Genomic DNA, 14818 nt, shown 5'->3' with positions numbered 1-14818 from the left:
ATTCAGCGAGGAGCGAACCGCGTGACCGCCGACACGTCCGTGCCGTCCACAGCGTTGCTGACCGGAGCAGACCGGGACGGTTCCAACTACACCGCGCGGCACCTGCTCGTCCTCGAGGGGCTCGAGGCCGTACGCAAGCGCCCCGGCATGTACATCGGCTCGACCGACAGCCGTGGTCTGATGCACTGCCTGTGGGAGATCATCGACAACTCCGTGGACGAGGCCCTTGGGGGCTACTGTGACCACATCGACGTGATCCTGCACGACGACGCCTCGGTGGAGGTGCGGGACAACGGCCGCGGCATCCCGGTCGACGTGGAGCCCAAGACCGGCATGTCGGGCGTCGAGGTCGTGATGACCAAGCTGCACGCGGGCGGCAAGTTCGGAGGCGGCTCGTACGCGGCCTCCGGCGGTCTGCACGGCGTGGGAGCCTCCGTGGTGAACGCGCTCTCCGCCCGTCTGGACGTCGAGGTGGACCGTGGTGGCCACACCCATGCGGTGAGCTTCCGGCGCGGCACCCCGGGAGCGTTCAAGGCGGACGGTCCCGAGGCCGCCTTCGACGCGACCAGTGGGCTGCGCAAGCTGAAGCGGATCCCCAAGACCCGCACCGGCACGCGCGTGCGCTACTGGGCCGACCGCCAGATCTTCCTCAAGGACGCCAAGCTCTCCCTGGAGAACCTGCACCAGCGCGCCCGCCAGACCGCGTTCCTGGTGCCCGGCCTGACCATCGTCGTCCGTGACGAATACGGGCTCGGCGAGGGCGGCAGCAAGGGCGAGGAGTCCTTCCGCTTCGACGGCGGCATCAGCGAGTTCTGCGAGTACCTGGCCACCGACAAGCCCGTCTGTGACGTCCTCCGCTTCTCCGGGCAGGGCACCTTCAAAGAGACCGTCCCGGTCCTTGACGACCACGGGCAGATGACGCCCACCGAGGTCACCCGTGAGCTCGGCGTCGATGTGGCGCTGCGCTGGGGCACCGGCTACGACACGAACCTCAAGTCGTTCGTGAACATCATCGCCACGCCCAAGGGCGGCACCCACGTCGCCGGCTTCGAGCAGGCCGTCGCCAAGACGATGAACGAGGTACTGCGGGCCAAGAAGCTGCTGCGTGTCGCAGAGGACGACATCGTCAAGGACGACGCACTGGAGGGCCTGACCGCCGTCGTCACGGTGCGTCTCGCGGAGCCGCAGTTCGAGGGGCAGACCAAGGAGGTCCTCGGCACCTCGGCGGCCCGCCGGATCGTGACGAACGTGGTCTCCAACGAACTCAAGGCCTTCCTGACCACCACGAAGCGGGACGCGGCCGCGCAGGCCCGGGTCGTGATGGAGAAGGCCGTGGCTGCCGCGCGTACGCGGATCGCGGCCCGCCAGCACAAGGACGCGCAGCGTCGGAAGACGGCCCTCGAGTCCTCCTCGCTGCCCGCCAAGCTCGCGGACTGCCGCAGCGACGACGTCGAGCGCAGCGAGCTGTTCATCGTCGAGGGAGATTCCGCGCTCGGCACCGCCAAGCTGGCCCGGAACTCCGAGTTCCAGGCGCTGCTGCCGATTCGCGGCAAGATCCTCAACGTCCAGAAGGCGTCCGTCACGGACATGCTCAAGAACGCCGAGTGTGGCGCGATCATCCAGGTCATAGGGGCCGGGTCCGGGCGGACGTTCGACATCGACGCGGCGCGGTACGGGAAGATCATCCTGCTCGTCGACGCCGACGTCGACGGTGCGCACATCCGGATTCTGCTACTGACGCTGTTCCAGCGGTACATGCGGCCGATGGTCGAGGCGGGGCGGGTGTTCGCGGCGGTGCCGCCGCTGCACCGCATCGAGCTGAGCCAGCCCAAGAAGGGCCAGGACAAGTACGTCTACACGTACTCGGACCGTGAGCTGCGCGAGACGCTGCTGGAGCTGCAGCGCAAGAACGTGCGCTACAAGGACTCGATCCAGCGTTACAAGGGTCTTGGCGAGATGGACGCCGATCAACTGGCGGAGACGACGATGGACCCGCGTCACCGGACGCTGCGGCGGATCAACATCTCCGACCTGGAGGCGTCCGAGCAGGTGTTTGACCTCCTGATGGGGAACGATGTCGCTCCCCGTAAGGAGTTCATCTCCAGCTCTGCGGCAACGCTGGATCGGTCGCGTATCGACGCATAGGCGTTGCGCCGGCGGCGCCGGGTGGCTGTGGTGGGTCGGGGCCGTGGCGGTACGTCGAGTCCGTCGCCGCCGGATCAGACGTGGGCCGGGCACGGGAGCCGGTGCTCGATGCGGTGCTCGGTCCGGGCGTAAGCGACGGGCTTGCGACGGCACCGCCACGGCTCCTTCCGTGGGAGGTCCGGCTGCAGGTGGGTGGTGGGTGCCGTTCGTGCTGTTCCTCGCGCGGACGGGGACGCCGGTCCGCGTGTGCAAGCCCGTCCGGCGTTTGAGGACGAGGACGTTCAGGCCGGCAGGGGGGCTGGGGGTGGCCCCCCTGGGATGGGCCGGGCGGGGGCGGCGGGGGCGAGAAGCGCGGTTGGTGGGTGCGTGCCGTGGAGGCTCCACCCGTGGGCACTCCACCCGTGGGTGGAGGGATGGGGTGGGTGCGGATCCACCCGCGATCCACCCCGGCTCCGATCTGCTGAGCTGCCGATTTCCGTAGCGTCGAAGACGTCGACAGCGCTCGCTGTCGGAACCCGCTCTTCCTCGCCCACGGAGGCCGTGATGTCCGGGCTCGTCAATGCCTTGGTGATCCTCGCTGTTGTTGTGCTGGTCATCGCGCGCCAATTCCGTACGCGCAGGATCAGCACGGACAGGCGCTGGTGGATCGTGCCGGTCGTCCTGGCCGTGATCGCTCTGCGGGAGCCGGGCCTGATCGACATCCACCATCGGACCGAGGCGATCCTGCTGCTGGGGGCAGAGCTGTTCATCGGACTGGCCACCGGAGCCGCGTGGGGGTGGACGACACGGATATGGGCGGAGCCGGACGGCTCGGTGTGGAGCAAGAGCACCAAGGCCAGCGCGGCCGTCTGGGGCGTGGGCATAGCCCTGCGGCTGGGACTGTTCGGCATCGGCACCCTGTTGGGCGTCCATCAGGCCAGCTCCGCCCTGCTGCTCGCCCTCGCGGCCACTCTGCTGGTCCGGTCCGGGATCCTGGCCTGGCGCTCTCAGTCTCTGCACCCGGCTGTCGCGCAGGCGACGGCGTACGGTGACGACGTGCCCAAGGGCTCGTGGAAGGAGCGCGTATGACGGAGAACGCCTTGAAGCGCTGGCCCTCCCGCGAGGCGCTGTCCCGAGCGGGAGTGGTCAGGTCCAGGCGCGCGCTCGCCTGGGCCGCGCGCCTCTTCGCCCTCGGCCTGCTCCTGTGGACGACCTTCACGAGTGGCCATCTGGGCGCCTGGAAGATCGCGGCGGGGGCTATGGGGGTCCTCGTCTGCGGGCTGGCGGCGTGGGCCTTCTGGCGAACCACGCTCGAACACCGTCTGCTGCCGTCTCTGGCACTGCTCGCGCTGCTACTCGCACTCGCGACGGTGGGGGTGAGTGCGGGCTTCCGGGTGCCGGCCATCGTCCTGTGGTGCGGGTGCGCCATCAGCGCCATAGAAAGGCTGCCTCTAGTGGCGGCGTTGCCTGCCACCTCCGTGGCACTGAGCGCGTTCGCGGCGGTCAACAACGACGTCTGGCTGACCACGGCGGCCACCGCCGGGGGGCTCGCCCTGGCCGGATACGTGTTGCGCCTCGACGCGGAGGCCCGCGCCAGTGCCCAGCGGTTGCTCGCTCAGGAGCGGGCGGCTCGTGTGGCCGAGGCGGAGTCCGCGGCACTCGCGGAGCGGGCCAGGATCGCGCGGGAGATCCATGACGTCCTGGCGCACAGTCTCTCGGCGCAGATGGTGCATCTGGAGGCGGCCCGGCTGCTGATCGAGCGGGGCGGCGACCGGGAGCAGATCCTCGAGCGGGTCGTGGCGGCACGTGGGATGGCCCGTGAGGGGCTGGCCGAGACCCGGCAGGCCCTCTCCGCCCTTCGGGGGGAGATGTCCCCGGTGGAGGACTTCCTGACCGAGCTGGTCGCCACGGCGGACGGCGCCGACATCACCGTCGCGGGTGAACGGCAGCTGCTGCCCGCCGAGGCCTCCCAGGCGGTGCGCAGGGTGGCGCAGGAAGCCCTGACGAACGTCCGCAAGCATGCGCCGGGCGCCAAGGTCCACATGCGGCTCGAGTACGGCGAGCACGAAGTGACGCTCGGAGTACGGGACTCGGGAGGGCCGCCGGGCGAACTCAGCGGTGAGGGGGCCGGGTACGGTCTGCTGGGCATGCGGGAGCGTGCTGAGCTGCTGGGCGGCTCGTTGGAGGCCGGGCCGGACGAGGAGGGGTTCGTGGTGACGCTGAGGGTGCCCGTATGACGGAGGAGGAGACCAGGAAGCCGGCTCGGGTCGTGGTGGCGGACGACCAGACCGTGGTGCGCGAAGGCATTGTGATGCTGCTGGGCCTGCTGCCGGGGATCGAGGTCGTGGGTGCGGCCGGGGACGGTCACGAGGCCGTGGCGCTGGTGGCCGAGCTCGCCCCGGACGTCGTGCTGATGGACCTGCGCATGCCCCGCTGCGACGGCGTCGAGGCGACCCGGCGTATTCGCGCTGAGCATCCGGGGACACAGGTCGTCGTGCTCACCACGTACGCGGACGACGAGTCGCTGTTCCCCGCGCTCAGAGCGGGAGCCCGTGGCTATCTCACGAAGGACGCGGGCGGCGACGAGATCGTGCGCGCGGTGGAAAGCGTGCTGTCCGGGGACGCGGGACTCTCGCCGAGCATCCAACGGCGACTGCTGGAGCGGCTGTCGGAACCGGCGCCCGCGGCGGTTGCCCCCGTGGAGCCGCCCGATGGACTCACCACTCGGGAGACCGAGGTGCTGCTGCTGATCGCCGAGGGCCTCACCAATCAGGAGATCGCCCGCAGGCTGCATGTCTCACCCGCCACCGTGAAGACCCACATCAACAACCTCTTCGCCAAGACAGGCCTCAAGGATCGTGCTCAGGCGGTGCGTTATGCCTTTGGGAAAGGTCTCGTACGGCCACCGACGGGATGAGTCACCTGATGGGGTGAAGAGCGCGGAGAGAAGAGTCCGGGATCTTCCCGATCTGTCCATCCTTGGGCACGCGGCAGAAAAAGGGTCGCGGACAAGGAGAGTTCGGTGGAGAAGCACGACGGTCGCGATACCGGGGAGGTCCGGTTCGATGACCCCTGGTACGACGCGCTCGCCTCCGGCTGGGGTGAGTTGGACGGCACGGGCGCGCCCGCTCCCGCCGTGCCGTCCGCGCGCCCGGAGCACGAAGGTCGCACGGGTGGGACGGCCGACGTCTATCTGGAGGTGCAGCGCAGCGCGGCCTTCCAGGAGGTGCGCAGCCGGTATCGGAGGTTCGTGGTGCCGGGCGTCGCCGTGTTCTTCACCTGGTACCTGGGCTATGTGGTGACCGCGACGACGGCGCCCGGGTTCATGGCCCGGCCCGTCGCCGGCGCGGTGAACGTGGCGATGGTGGCGGGGCTCGGGCAGTTCCTCAGCACGTTTCTGTTCACGTGGGCGTACGCGCGACATGCGCGGCTGCGCAGGGACCGGGCCGCGCTCGACCTGCGCTGGGACACCCAGGAGCTGACCCGGGGCGTCAGAGGTGGTGAGCGGTGACCGGCAACCATCAGACACTGGCGTTGCTGCTGTTCAGCGCGTTCGTGGCGGTGACGCTGGGGATCACGACGTGGGTGAGTCGAAACCGGCACGGGTCGGCGGAGGAGTTCTATGCCGGCGGGCGGTTGTTCTCGCCGATGGAGAATGGTTTTGCCATTTCGGGCGACTACATGTCGGCGGCGTCGTTCCTGGGGGTCACGGGGCTCATCTCGCTCTACGGCTACGACGGGCTGCTGTATGTCGTCGGGTTTCTCGTCGCTTGGCTGGTTGTCTTGTTCCTGGTCGCCGAACTGGTGCGCAACTGCGGGCGGTTCACGCTCGCCGACGTCGTCGCGGCCCGGATGAACGAACGGCCGGTGCGGATCGCGGTGGGAACCTCTTCGGTGACCGTGTCCGTTCTGTATCTGGTGGCGCAGATGGTGGGGGCGGGCAGCCTGGTCGCGCTGCTGCTGGGAGGCTCGAGTGAGGCGGCGCGGAACTGGACGGTGATCGGCGTCGGCGCGCTCATGGTGATCTACGTGTCGCTGGGCGGGATGCGGGCCACCACGTGGATTCAGATCGTCAAGGCGGTCCTGTTGCTCAGCGGTTCCATCGCCTTGACCGTGCTCGTCCTGGTGCGGTTCCACGGGGACGTGAACGAGTTGCTGCGCTCGGCGGCGGAGCGCAGTGGCCATGGTGACGCGTTTCTCGCACCCGGGTTGAAGTACGGCGGGGACTGGACGGCGCGCTTCGACTTCATCAGCCTCGGTCTCGCGCTGGTGCTCGGAACGGCCGGGCTGCCGCACATCCTGTCGCGTTTCTACACCGTGCCCACGGCACGGGCCGCGCGGCGCTCGGTGGTCTGGTCGATCGGGCTCATAGGGGGTTTCTACCTGATGACGATCGTGCTGGGCTTCGGTGCGGCGGCGATCGTCGGCCCGGACGTGGTGCGGGGAGCGAACGCGGCGGGCAACACGGCGGTTCCGCTGCTCGCGCTTGATCTGGGCGGCGGCGCGAACTCCGCGGGAGGAACGGTTCTCTTTGCAGTCGTCGCGGCCATTGCCTTCGCAACGATCCTCGCGGTCGTCGCCGGGATCACCCTGGCGTCCTCGGCGTCCGTGGCCCACGACCTCTACGCCTCGATGCGCCGCCGGCACGCGAAGCCACGCAGCGAGGTTGCCGTGGCGCGTACGGCGGCGGTGGGTATCGGGGTGGTCGCGATCGCGCTAGGGCTGCTGGCCCGCGATCTGAACGTGGCCTTCCTGGTGGGCCTCGCCTTCGCGGTCGCCGCGTCCGCGAACCTGCCGGTGCTGTTGTACTCGCTGTTCTGGCGGAGTTTCACGACCCGAGGCGCCGTGTGGGCCGTATACGGCGGCCTGGTGCCCGCGCTGCTGCTCGTCCTGCTGTCGCCGGTGGTGTCAGGGAGTCCCGATTCGCTGTTCCCGAGCGTGGACTTCCAGTACTTCCCGTTGCAGAACCCCGGCCTGGTGTCGATTCCGCTCGGCTTCCTGGCGGGCTGGCTGGGCACGGTCACATCCGCGGAGCCGCCGGACGAGGCCAAGCACGCCGAGACCGAGGTGCGGTCGCTGACGGGTGCCGGCGCGGTCTGAGGCGGCCTTAGGCGAGTGTCCGGGGGCGCCTCCAGCAGTGGGGCGCCCCCTCAGCGACGTACGGCTCGACGACGTACGTCGTGCGTCGGACGGGTGCCATCGGCTCGGCGTAGGGCGTGGGGTTACGGCACTACCCAGGCGTACCGGTGCTCGGGGCGGCCCGTGTCGCCGTACCTCAGCGAGAGGCGCAGCCGTCCCGCCTGTTCGAGGTGGCGCAGATAGCGCTGGGCGGTGGAGCGGCTGAGCCCGGTCTCGGCCGCGACCTCGTGGGCCGACAGCGGCTGGTTCGCGCGGTGGAGGACACCGCAGATCAGGTCCGTGGTGGGTTCCGAATGGCCGCTGGGCAGCCCCGGCGACGACGGGACGGACGTGGTGCGCAGGGCGCTGAAGATCCTGTCGACCTGCTCCTGACCCGCCACGCCGCGCCCGCCGACCCGGTCGACGGTGCGCCGCAGGGCCGCGTACGAGTCGAGGCGGGTGCGCAGTGCGGCGAAGGTGAACGGCTTGACCAGATAGTGCAAGGCGCCCAGACGCATCGCGGCCTGCACGGTCGTCACATCGCTGGCTGCGGTGATCATGATGACGTCGGTGCCGTGGCCGCGTTCGCGCATGCGGTGCACCAGTTCGAGGCCCGTCTGGTCGGGCAGATAGTGGTCGAGCAGGACCAGGTCGACGGGCGCGCGCTCCACGGCGGCCAGGGCCTGGGCAGCGCTGTGCGCGCGGGCGGCCACCCGGAATCCGGGAACCTTCCCCACGTACTTCGCGTTGATCTCAGCGACGCGGAAGTCGTCGTCCACGACCAGGACGTCAATCATCGGGCCTCTTTCTCTCAAGGCCTGGCGAGCGTTAAGCCCGTGTTTCGGCTCCGCTGTTGTAGCGCGAGCAAAACGAGCACAACAGACTCTTGCAAGCATAAGAAGGCCTTGCGCCCAGAAGACTGATGCTGTGGCCCGCGCCACATCTACGGTCCCGGGCCATGAGCGCAGACACCAGCCCCGCCATTGAGCTGCGGGGCGCGAGCAAGATCTTCAAGACCCCGTCAGGGGGTCTGCACACGGCGGTCAGGGAGCTCGATCTGACCATCGGCCGTGGCGAGTTCGTGGCTGTCGTCGGCCCCACCGGCTGCGGGAAGTCCACGACCTTGACCCTGGTGAGCGGTCTGGAGGAGCCCACTGAGGGCGAGGTCCTGGTGGCCGGTGAGCCGGTCGCGGGCGTCGGCGACAAGGTCGGCTTCGTCTTCCAGCAGGACGCCACCTTCCCCTGGCGGACGGTCCTGTCCAATGTCATGGCGGGTCCGCGTTTTCGCGGTGTTCCGAAGGCGGAGGCCAAGCAGCGGGCCCGTGAATGGCTGGCCAGGGTCGGACTGTCGGCCTTCGAGGACCGTTATCCCCACCAGCTCTCCGGCGGTCAGCGCAAGCGCGTCGCCCTCGCCGCGACCTTCGTCAACGACCCTGAGATCCTGCTGATGGACGAGCCGTTCTCGGCGCTCGACGTGCAGACCAGGGCCCTGATGTCGGACGAGCTGCTGGAGCTGTGGGAGGGCACGGGCGCCTCGGTCGTCTTCGTCACCCACGACCTGGAGGAGTCCATCGCGCTCGCCGACAAGGTCGTCGTGATGACCGCGGGCCCCGCCACCGTGAAGCAGGTCTTCGACATCGATCTGCCGAGGCCGCGCAAGGTCGAATCGGTGCGCCTGGAGCCGCGGTTCATCGAGATCTACCGTGAGATCTGGGAGTCCCTCGGTGAAGAGGTCCGCATCACTCGAGAGAGGGGCGCCGCGAATGTCGCCTGACGTCATGCCCGAGACCGTCGTCGCGGCGACGGCCACCGAGCCCGCCAAGTCGGGACGCGCCCACTCCCGTGCTCGTGCCGCCCGCAGACGCAGGATGATCGTCGCCGCCTCCCGTGCGGTGCTCCTGGTCGCCGTGCTCGGCCTGTGGGAGGTGTTCGCGCGTGCCAAGATCATCGACCCGTTCAACTTCTCCATGCCGTCGAAGATCTGGGACCAGATCTACACCTGGGTGACCCATGGGACCGCGCTCGGCTCACTCGGCGAGCAGGTCTGGTACACGCTCCAAGAGGCACTGCTCGGCTGGGTCATCGGAGTCGTGGCCGGTGTCGTCTTCGGTATCGCGCTGGGACGCATCGCCTTCCTCGCCGATGTCCTTGGTCCGTACATCAAGGTGCTCAACTCCATACCCAGGATCGTCCTCGCGCCGATCTTCGTGATCTGGTTCGGGCTCGGGCCGGCCTCCAAGGTCGCCTCGGCCGTGGTCCTGGTCTTCTTCCCGGTCTTCTTCAACGCGTTCCAGGGTGCCCGCGAGGTCGACCGCAACCTCGTCGCCAACGCCCGGATCCTGGGGGCGAGCGACCGCCGGGTGACGCTTCAGGTCGTCATCCCCTCCGCCACCTCGTGGATCTTCACCAGCCTCCACGTCAGTTTCGGCTTCGCCCTCATCGGCGCGATCGTCGGCGAGTACATCGGCGCCACCAAGGGCATCGGCCTGCTCGTCGCCCAGTCCCAGGGCACCTTCAACGCGGCCGGTGTGTACGCCGCGATGGTCATCCTTGCCGTCGTCGCCCTGCTGGCCGAAGGACTGCTCACCTTCGCCGAGCGCCGCATCTTCCGCTGGAAGCCGTCGGACTCCGAGAGCTGATCGGCAGACATCACCCGCCCAGGGTGCCCGTTTTCTGCTCAGGGCGCTCCAAGGCGCCCGACTTCCTCTCAACGCTTTCCAGGGTGCTTCCTTTCCGCTCAACGCTCCCCAGGGCACCCCTTTTCCCGCACTGCCCTCTCACAAGGACGTGACCCATCATGCGCAAGACCGCCAGATACTCCGCGCTGGCAGCCGCCGGTCTGCTCGCCCTCTCCTCGCTCACCGCCTGCGCCGACGACGCGGCCTCCACCACCGCCGACTCCGGCAGCAACGGGGGCGGCGGCAAGGGGGAGCACGTCAAGATCATGGTCGGTGGCCTGGACAAGGTCATCTACATGCCGGCGATGCTCACGCAGCGGCTCGGCTACTTCAACGACGAGGGTTTGAATGTCGAACTCCTCAGTGAGCCGGCTGGTGTGCAGGCGGAGACCGCACTCGTGTCCGGACAGGTTCAGGGAGCCGTCGGCTTCTACGACCACACGCTCGACCTGCAGACCAAGGGCAAGGCCGTGGAGTCCGTCGTGCAGTTCTCGCACGCGCCCGGTGAGGTGGAGATCGTCTCCAGCAAGCGAGCGGACGACATCACCTCGCCCAAGGACTTCAAGGGCAAGAAGCTCGGCGTCACCGGGCTCGGTTCCTCCACCGACTTCCTCACCAAGTACCTCGCGGTCAAGAACGGTGTGAAGGTCAGCGAGTTCGCGCCGGTCGCCGTCGGCGCGGGTCCGACCTTCGTCTCGGCGCTCCAGAAGGGGGCCATCGACGGCGGCATGACGACGGACCCGACTGTCGCCACGGTCCTGCAGAAGGGCCTCGGCAAGGTGCTCATCGACATGCGCACGCCGAGTGGTTCGCAGGAGGCGCTCGGCGGACCGTATCCCTCGTCCAGCCTCTACATGCAGACGGACTGGGTGAACGGCCACAAGGAGACGGTCCAGAAGCTGGCCAACGCCTTCGTGAAGACCCTCAAGTGGATGTCCACCCACAGCGCCTCCGAGATCGCCGCCAAGATGCCCGCCGACTATTCCCAGGGAAACAAGACGCTCTACGCGACCGCCATCCAGAGCACGCTGCCGATGTTCACCAAGGACGGCGTGATGCCCGTGGACGGCCCCGAGACCGTCGAGAAGGTGCTCAAGGCGTTCAACCCCAACATCAAGAACGCCAAGGTGGACCTGAGTAAGACGTACACCACGGAGTTCGTGAAGAAGGCCGTCACCGGCTGAGGAAGAAGGCCACTGAGGGCCACCGCAGGCGGAGAAACGAAGGCCGCCACGGGCCCGGTGCGGGGCCAGGGCCTCTTCCCCCCCGCCCCGTGGCCCCGCCTTCGGGATCTCCTTCTCTTCGGCCGTGCCCTCAGGCGCGGGTCGCCCAGACGTAGCGGTGCTCCGGGCGGCCCGCGTCGCCGTATTTGAGGGTCAGCCTGGCCCGTCCCGTGCGCTCCAGGAGCTTCAGATAGCGCTGGGCGGTCTGTCGGCTCAGTCCGGTCTCCTCGGCGATCTCCTGGGCCGACAGCGGCCCCTCGGCGGTCACCAGGGCCCGCCGGACGAGCTCCGCGGTCGTGGGGGAGTGCCCTTTGGGCAGGTCCGGCTCCGCACTCGCCGACAGGGCGCCGAAAATCCGGTCCACCTGGGCCTGTTCGGCCTCGCCGCCGCCGTCGAGCGTGCGGCGCAGACCCGCGTACGCCTCCAGCTTGGCGCGCAGGCCCGCGAACGCGAACGGTTTGACCAGGTATTGCAGGGCGCCCTGCCGCATGGCCGCCTGGACGGTCGAGATGTCGCGGGCCGCGGTCACCATGATGACGTCGGTCTGGTGGCCTCGCCGCCGCATCTCCTGGACGACCGCGAGGCCCGTCTCGTCGGGCAGGTAGTGGTCCATCAGGATCAGGTCCAGGTGGGGCAGCGTCTCTATCCCGTGCAGCGCCTCGGCGGCGCTGTGTGCCTCGCCGGCGACACGGAAGCCGGGCACCTTGTCGACGTACGCGGCGTTGACCCGCGCGACCCGTGTGTCGTCGTCCACGACCAGGACCTCGATCATCGCGACTCCTCCTCGGCGGTCGTGTTGGCGGCGGTGGCGCCGGTGGTGTCCTGGGAGAACGTGTCCGGCTGTCGTACGAGTTCCGGTGCGGGCCCGCGGCCGGGTTCGCCCTCCGGGCCCGCCATGAGGCCTGCAGTCGGCACCAGGGTTTCAGTCGGCACCAGGCCTTCCGCCGGTCCGAGACCGGCCTCCGCGAGCGCTTCCGGCAGTACGACCGTGAACTCCGCGCCCCCTCCGTCGGCCTCCGCCGCCTCCGCGCTGCCTCCTTGCCGCTCGGCGAGCCGGCGCACCAGGGAGAGCCCGAGTCCGCGTTTGCCGTGCGCGGGTGGCTTCTTCGTGGACCACCCTTCCGTGAAGATCAGTTCCCGCCGCTCCGCCGGAATTCCGGGCCCGGTGTCCCGTACGCGCAGCACGGCCGTGCGTCCCTCGGCGCGCAATTCGACCTCCACACGCGCGTGCGGGGTGCCCGCGACGGCGTCGAGCGCGTTGTCGACCAGATTGCCCACGACGGTGACCAGCCCCCGCGAGTCGACCAGCCGGTCGGGCAGCTGGGTCCCGTCCGCGACCCAGAGAGCCACCCCGCGTTCGGCCGCCACCGTGGCCTTGCCGACCAGCAGGGCGGCCAGCAACGGGTCGTGGATCTTCTCGGTGACCTGTTCCGCCGTGACCCTGTGGTCGCCGACCACCTCGCCGACGAACTCCACGGCGTCGTCGTACATCTCCAGCTCCAGCAGCCCCAGGACCGTGTGCATCCTGTTGGCGTGCTCGTGGTCCTGCGCGCGCAGGGCGTCGATCAGCCCGTGGGTCGAGTCGAGTTCACGTCCCAGCTGCTCCAGTTCCGTGCGGTCGCGCAGGGTGGCCACGGCGCCGCCGTCGTCGGTCGGCATGCGGTTGGCGACCAGGACGCGCTGACCGCGCACTGTCAGCAGATCCGTGCCGGTGACCCGTCCGGCCAGCACATCGGTCGTGCGGCCCGGCCCGAGCACGTCGTCGAGCGGCTGCCCGATGGCCTCCGCGTCGAGCCCGAGCAGGCGCTGCGCCTCGTCGTTGAGGAGCCGTACGCGGCCGACACGGTCCAGAGCGATGACGCCCTCCCGAATGCCGTGCAGCATCGCCTCGCGCTCCGCGAGCAACGCCGAGATGTCGGAGAAGGCCAGGTCACGGGTCTGCCGCTGGACCCGTCGGGAGAGCAGATACGCGGCGAACGCGCCGACGGCCAGAGCCCCGCCCGCATACGCGAGGAGTCCCGGGATCGCGTGGATCAGCCGGGCGCGCACACTGTCGTACTCGATGCCCACCGAGACCGCGCCGATGATGTGCCCGTCAGCGTCGCGCAGCGGTACCTTGCCGCGGGCCGAGCGCCCCAGCGTGCCGCTGTCGATCTCCATGACGTCCTTGCCGGCCAGGGCCCGGCGGGGGTCGGTCGAGACGACCCCGCCGATCTGCGAGGTGTCCTTGTGCGACCAGCGCACCCAGTGCGTGTTCATCACCACGACGTACTCGGCCCCGCTGGCCTTGCGGATCCGTTCCGCAGCGACCTGCACGGGACCCTTCACGGACGGCAGGGTCGTCTGCAGGTCCCTGGCGATCTGGGGCTGGGCCGCCGTGGTCTGTGCGATCGCGAGCGCCCGGCGCATGGCCTCGTTGTCGAGCTGGGCGCTGAGCGGGGCGAGGAACAGTCCCGTCACGAGCACGGCGACACCGGCGGCTATCGCCACCTGCATCAGCAGCACCTGAGAGAACGCCCGCCGCGGCAGACCGAGGCGCAGTCGTCGTGCGGGGGGAGTGGGGCTCATACCCATGACGGTACGGGGGAGCGCGCGCCGGGCCGAAGGGAGTGTGGCGTGGATCTCTCGAGCGGCGTGTGGGGAGGCCGTGGTCGGCGGGTACGGGCCGGCTTGCTCAGGAGTCCTGGTCAGCAGGCTACGGGGATCGTGGCCCGGGGCATCTCCCGTACGGCCACCACGTCCATCCGGGCCGGGGATCCCAGCACCGAGCCGCAGCTCTCCGGGCGGGGCGGCAGTGAGGCGCCCTGCGCGACGATGACGCGCCACAGGCGCCCGTCGGTGTGGGCGACGGTCACCTCCCAGCGCGGCGCCGCGCCGTCTGTGCGGACGACGCCGAGGGCTTCCGTGGCGTGCTCTCCGCAGGCCCTGCGTACGGCCAGCTCCGCCGCCTGCCCGGGTCGCTCCCACGCCGAGTTGCCCCGGCAGCCCTCCGTGACGACGCGGCCCTCCCGCACGCCCTGGAGGATCTCCTTGACCGCGTGGGCCTCGGCCCGCCCGTAGGCGTATCCGTACGGCAGGACGAGCAGGGTGGGAGAGAAGCGGTGACCGCCGAGGTGGGTGACCTCCCACGCGCCCGCCACGCCCGAGGCGGCGAGTTCCGCCGCGAGGGGGCGGCCCAGGAGCGCGCAGCAGCGGTCGCGCTTGCCGTTGGTGCACACGAGCGCGAGCGGGTCGCCCGTGTGGCGCCGACCCTGGAGAGCCGCGTCGAAGGTGCGCGGGTCTCCCTTGCCGAGCGCGGTGAAGTCCAGGTCGAGCAACCGCTCGGGAGCGCACGTCGTGGCGCTGTGCAGCCACACGTTGCCCGGGGTGGTGTGAGCCGCGTACACCTGGCGCTCGGCGGGCGTACCGCAGTCGGCGTGCCGCCCGGGGCGGCGGATGAGCGCGATCCGCACCCCGGTGTCCTGGGCCGCGGTTTCGAGCGCTCGGCCGAGCGCCGGGTCCAGGTGGCTCGACGTGAGCGCCTTGGCACCCCAGGGGCCCGGCTGTTCGAGGAGCAGCCATGTCCTCGCGGTCGCCGCGGTCCCCGCGAGGGGCTCGTCGAGGTCCCGGGACGCGGTCGTGCACGTACTCACAGAGGTGAGCCTAACCTGACTTCGCCCAGGGTGACTTCCGACC

At 69.6% G+C, this 14818-nt stretch carries 13 protein-coding genes; 9 read left to right on the top strand and 4 right to left on the bottom strand.

The window, feature by feature from the left end; all coding sequences use genetic code 11:
• Positions 1–21: 21 nt before the first annotated feature.
• The 6 genes from ACIRA5_RS40825 to ACIRA5_RS40800 all read left to right on the top strand — a co-directional run bounded on the left by ACIRA5_RS40825 (position 22) and on the right by ACIRA5_RS40800 (position 7224).
• Positions 22–2145 (top strand): DNA topoisomerase IV subunit B, encoded by a 2124-nt coding sequence (locus ACIRA5_RS40825; RefSeq protein WP_352051115.1) that lies wholly within the window; start codon positions 22–24, stop codon positions 2143–2145.
• 543 nt (positions 2146–2688) lie between these two features.
• Positions 2689–3213, top strand: a complete 525-nt coding sequence (locus tag ACIRA5_RS40820) for a DUF1453 domain-containing protein (protein WP_403699832.1) — start codon at positions 2689–2691, stop codon at positions 3211–3213.
• Entirely contained in the window at positions 3210–4361 is a 1152-nt protein-coding gene (locus tag ACIRA5_RS40815; RefSeq protein ID WP_403699829.1) for a sensor histidine kinase, read from the top strand. The genes ACIRA5_RS40820 and ACIRA5_RS40815 overlap by 4 nt, the downstream gene beginning before the upstream one ends.
• On the top strand, positions 4358–5041 hold the full coding sequence (locus tag ACIRA5_RS40810) for a response regulator transcription factor (RefSeq protein ID WP_097224585.1): 684 nt from the start codon (positions 4358–4360) through the stop codon (positions 5039–5041). Before ACIRA5_RS40815 ends, ACIRA5_RS40810 begins: the two co-directional genes overlap by 4 nt.
• A 105-nt stretch (positions 5042–5146) precedes the next feature.
• A complete protein-coding gene (locus ACIRA5_RS40805) occupies positions 5147–5635 on the top strand; it encodes a DUF485 domain-containing protein (protein ID WP_352051119.1) in 489 nt (162 codons plus the stop codon).
• Positions 5632–7224: a cation acetate symporter gene (locus ACIRA5_RS40800; protein WP_403699826.1), complete on the top strand. Its 1593-nt coding sequence runs from the start codon at positions 5632–5634 to the stop codon at positions 7222–7224. The genes ACIRA5_RS40805 and ACIRA5_RS40800 overlap by 4 nt, the downstream gene beginning before the upstream one ends.
• 122 nt (positions 7225–7346) lie before the next feature.
• On the opposite strand, the gene ACIRA5_RS40795 is transcribed toward ACIRA5_RS40800, so the two are convergent.
• The gene (locus ACIRA5_RS40795) at positions 7347–8039 is read right to left on the bottom strand and encodes a response regulator (RefSeq protein ID WP_403699823.1); all 693 of its coding nucleotides are present in this window, start codon (positions 8037–8039) and stop codon (positions 7347–7349) included.
• A gap of 161 nt (positions 8040–8200) precedes the next feature.
• On the opposite strand from ACIRA5_RS40795, the gene ACIRA5_RS40790 reads away from it, so the two are divergent.
• The 3 genes from ACIRA5_RS40790 to ACIRA5_RS40780 all read left to right on the top strand — a co-directional run bounded on the left by ACIRA5_RS40790 (position 8201) and on the right by ACIRA5_RS40780 (position 11104).
• On the top strand, positions 8201–9016 hold the full coding sequence (locus ACIRA5_RS40790) for an ABC transporter ATP-binding protein (RefSeq protein ID WP_266430202.1): 816 nt from the start codon (positions 8201–8203) through the stop codon (positions 9014–9016).
• On the top strand, positions 9006–9881 hold the full coding sequence (locus ACIRA5_RS40785) for an ABC transporter permease (RefSeq protein WP_403699820.1): 876 nt from the start codon (positions 9006–9008) through the stop codon (positions 9879–9881). The genes ACIRA5_RS40790 and ACIRA5_RS40785 overlap by 11 nt, the downstream gene beginning before the upstream one ends.
• Positions 9882–10039: 158 nt before the next feature.
• Positions 10040–11104 carry an ABC transporter substrate-binding protein gene (locus tag ACIRA5_RS40780; RefSeq protein ID WP_403699817.1) on the top strand — a complete coding sequence of 355 codons (1065 nt, stop codon included), beginning with the start codon at positions 10040–10042 and terminating at the stop codon, positions 11102–11104.
• 130 nt (positions 11105–11234) lie between these two features.
• On the opposite strand, the gene ACIRA5_RS40775 is transcribed toward ACIRA5_RS40780, so the two are convergent.
• The 3 genes from ACIRA5_RS40775 to ACIRA5_RS40765 all read right to left on the bottom strand — a co-directional run bounded on the left by ACIRA5_RS40775 (position 11235) and on the right by ACIRA5_RS40765 (position 14775).
• The gene (locus ACIRA5_RS40775; RefSeq protein ID WP_403699814.1) at positions 11235–11915 is read right to left on the bottom strand and encodes a response regulator; all 681 of its coding nucleotides are present in this window, start codon (positions 11913–11915) and stop codon (positions 11235–11237) included.
• Positions 11912–13711 (bottom strand): ATP-binding protein, encoded by a 1800-nt coding sequence (locus ACIRA5_RS40770; RefSeq protein WP_403699811.1) that lies wholly within the window; start codon positions 13709–13711, stop codon positions 11912–11914. The genes ACIRA5_RS40775 and ACIRA5_RS40770 overlap by 4 nt, the downstream gene beginning before the upstream one ends.
• 119 nt (positions 13712–13830) lie before the next feature.
• The gene (locus tag ACIRA5_RS40765; protein WP_403699808.1) at positions 13831–14775 is read right to left on the bottom strand and encodes a sucrase ferredoxin; all 945 of its coding nucleotides are present in this window, start codon (positions 14773–14775) and stop codon (positions 13831–13833) included.
• Between the last annotated feature and the right edge of the window lie 43 nt (positions 14776–14818).

The organism is Streptomyces sp. NPDC096311 (genome assembly GCF_044763085.1).
In the GTDB taxonomy this organism is placed as follows: domain Bacteria; phylum Actinomycetota; class Actinomycetes; order Streptomycetales; family Streptomycetaceae; genus Streptomyces.
Note: the sequence above shows the minus strand (reverse complement) of the source record. Positions and strands in the feature narration are given on the sequence as shown.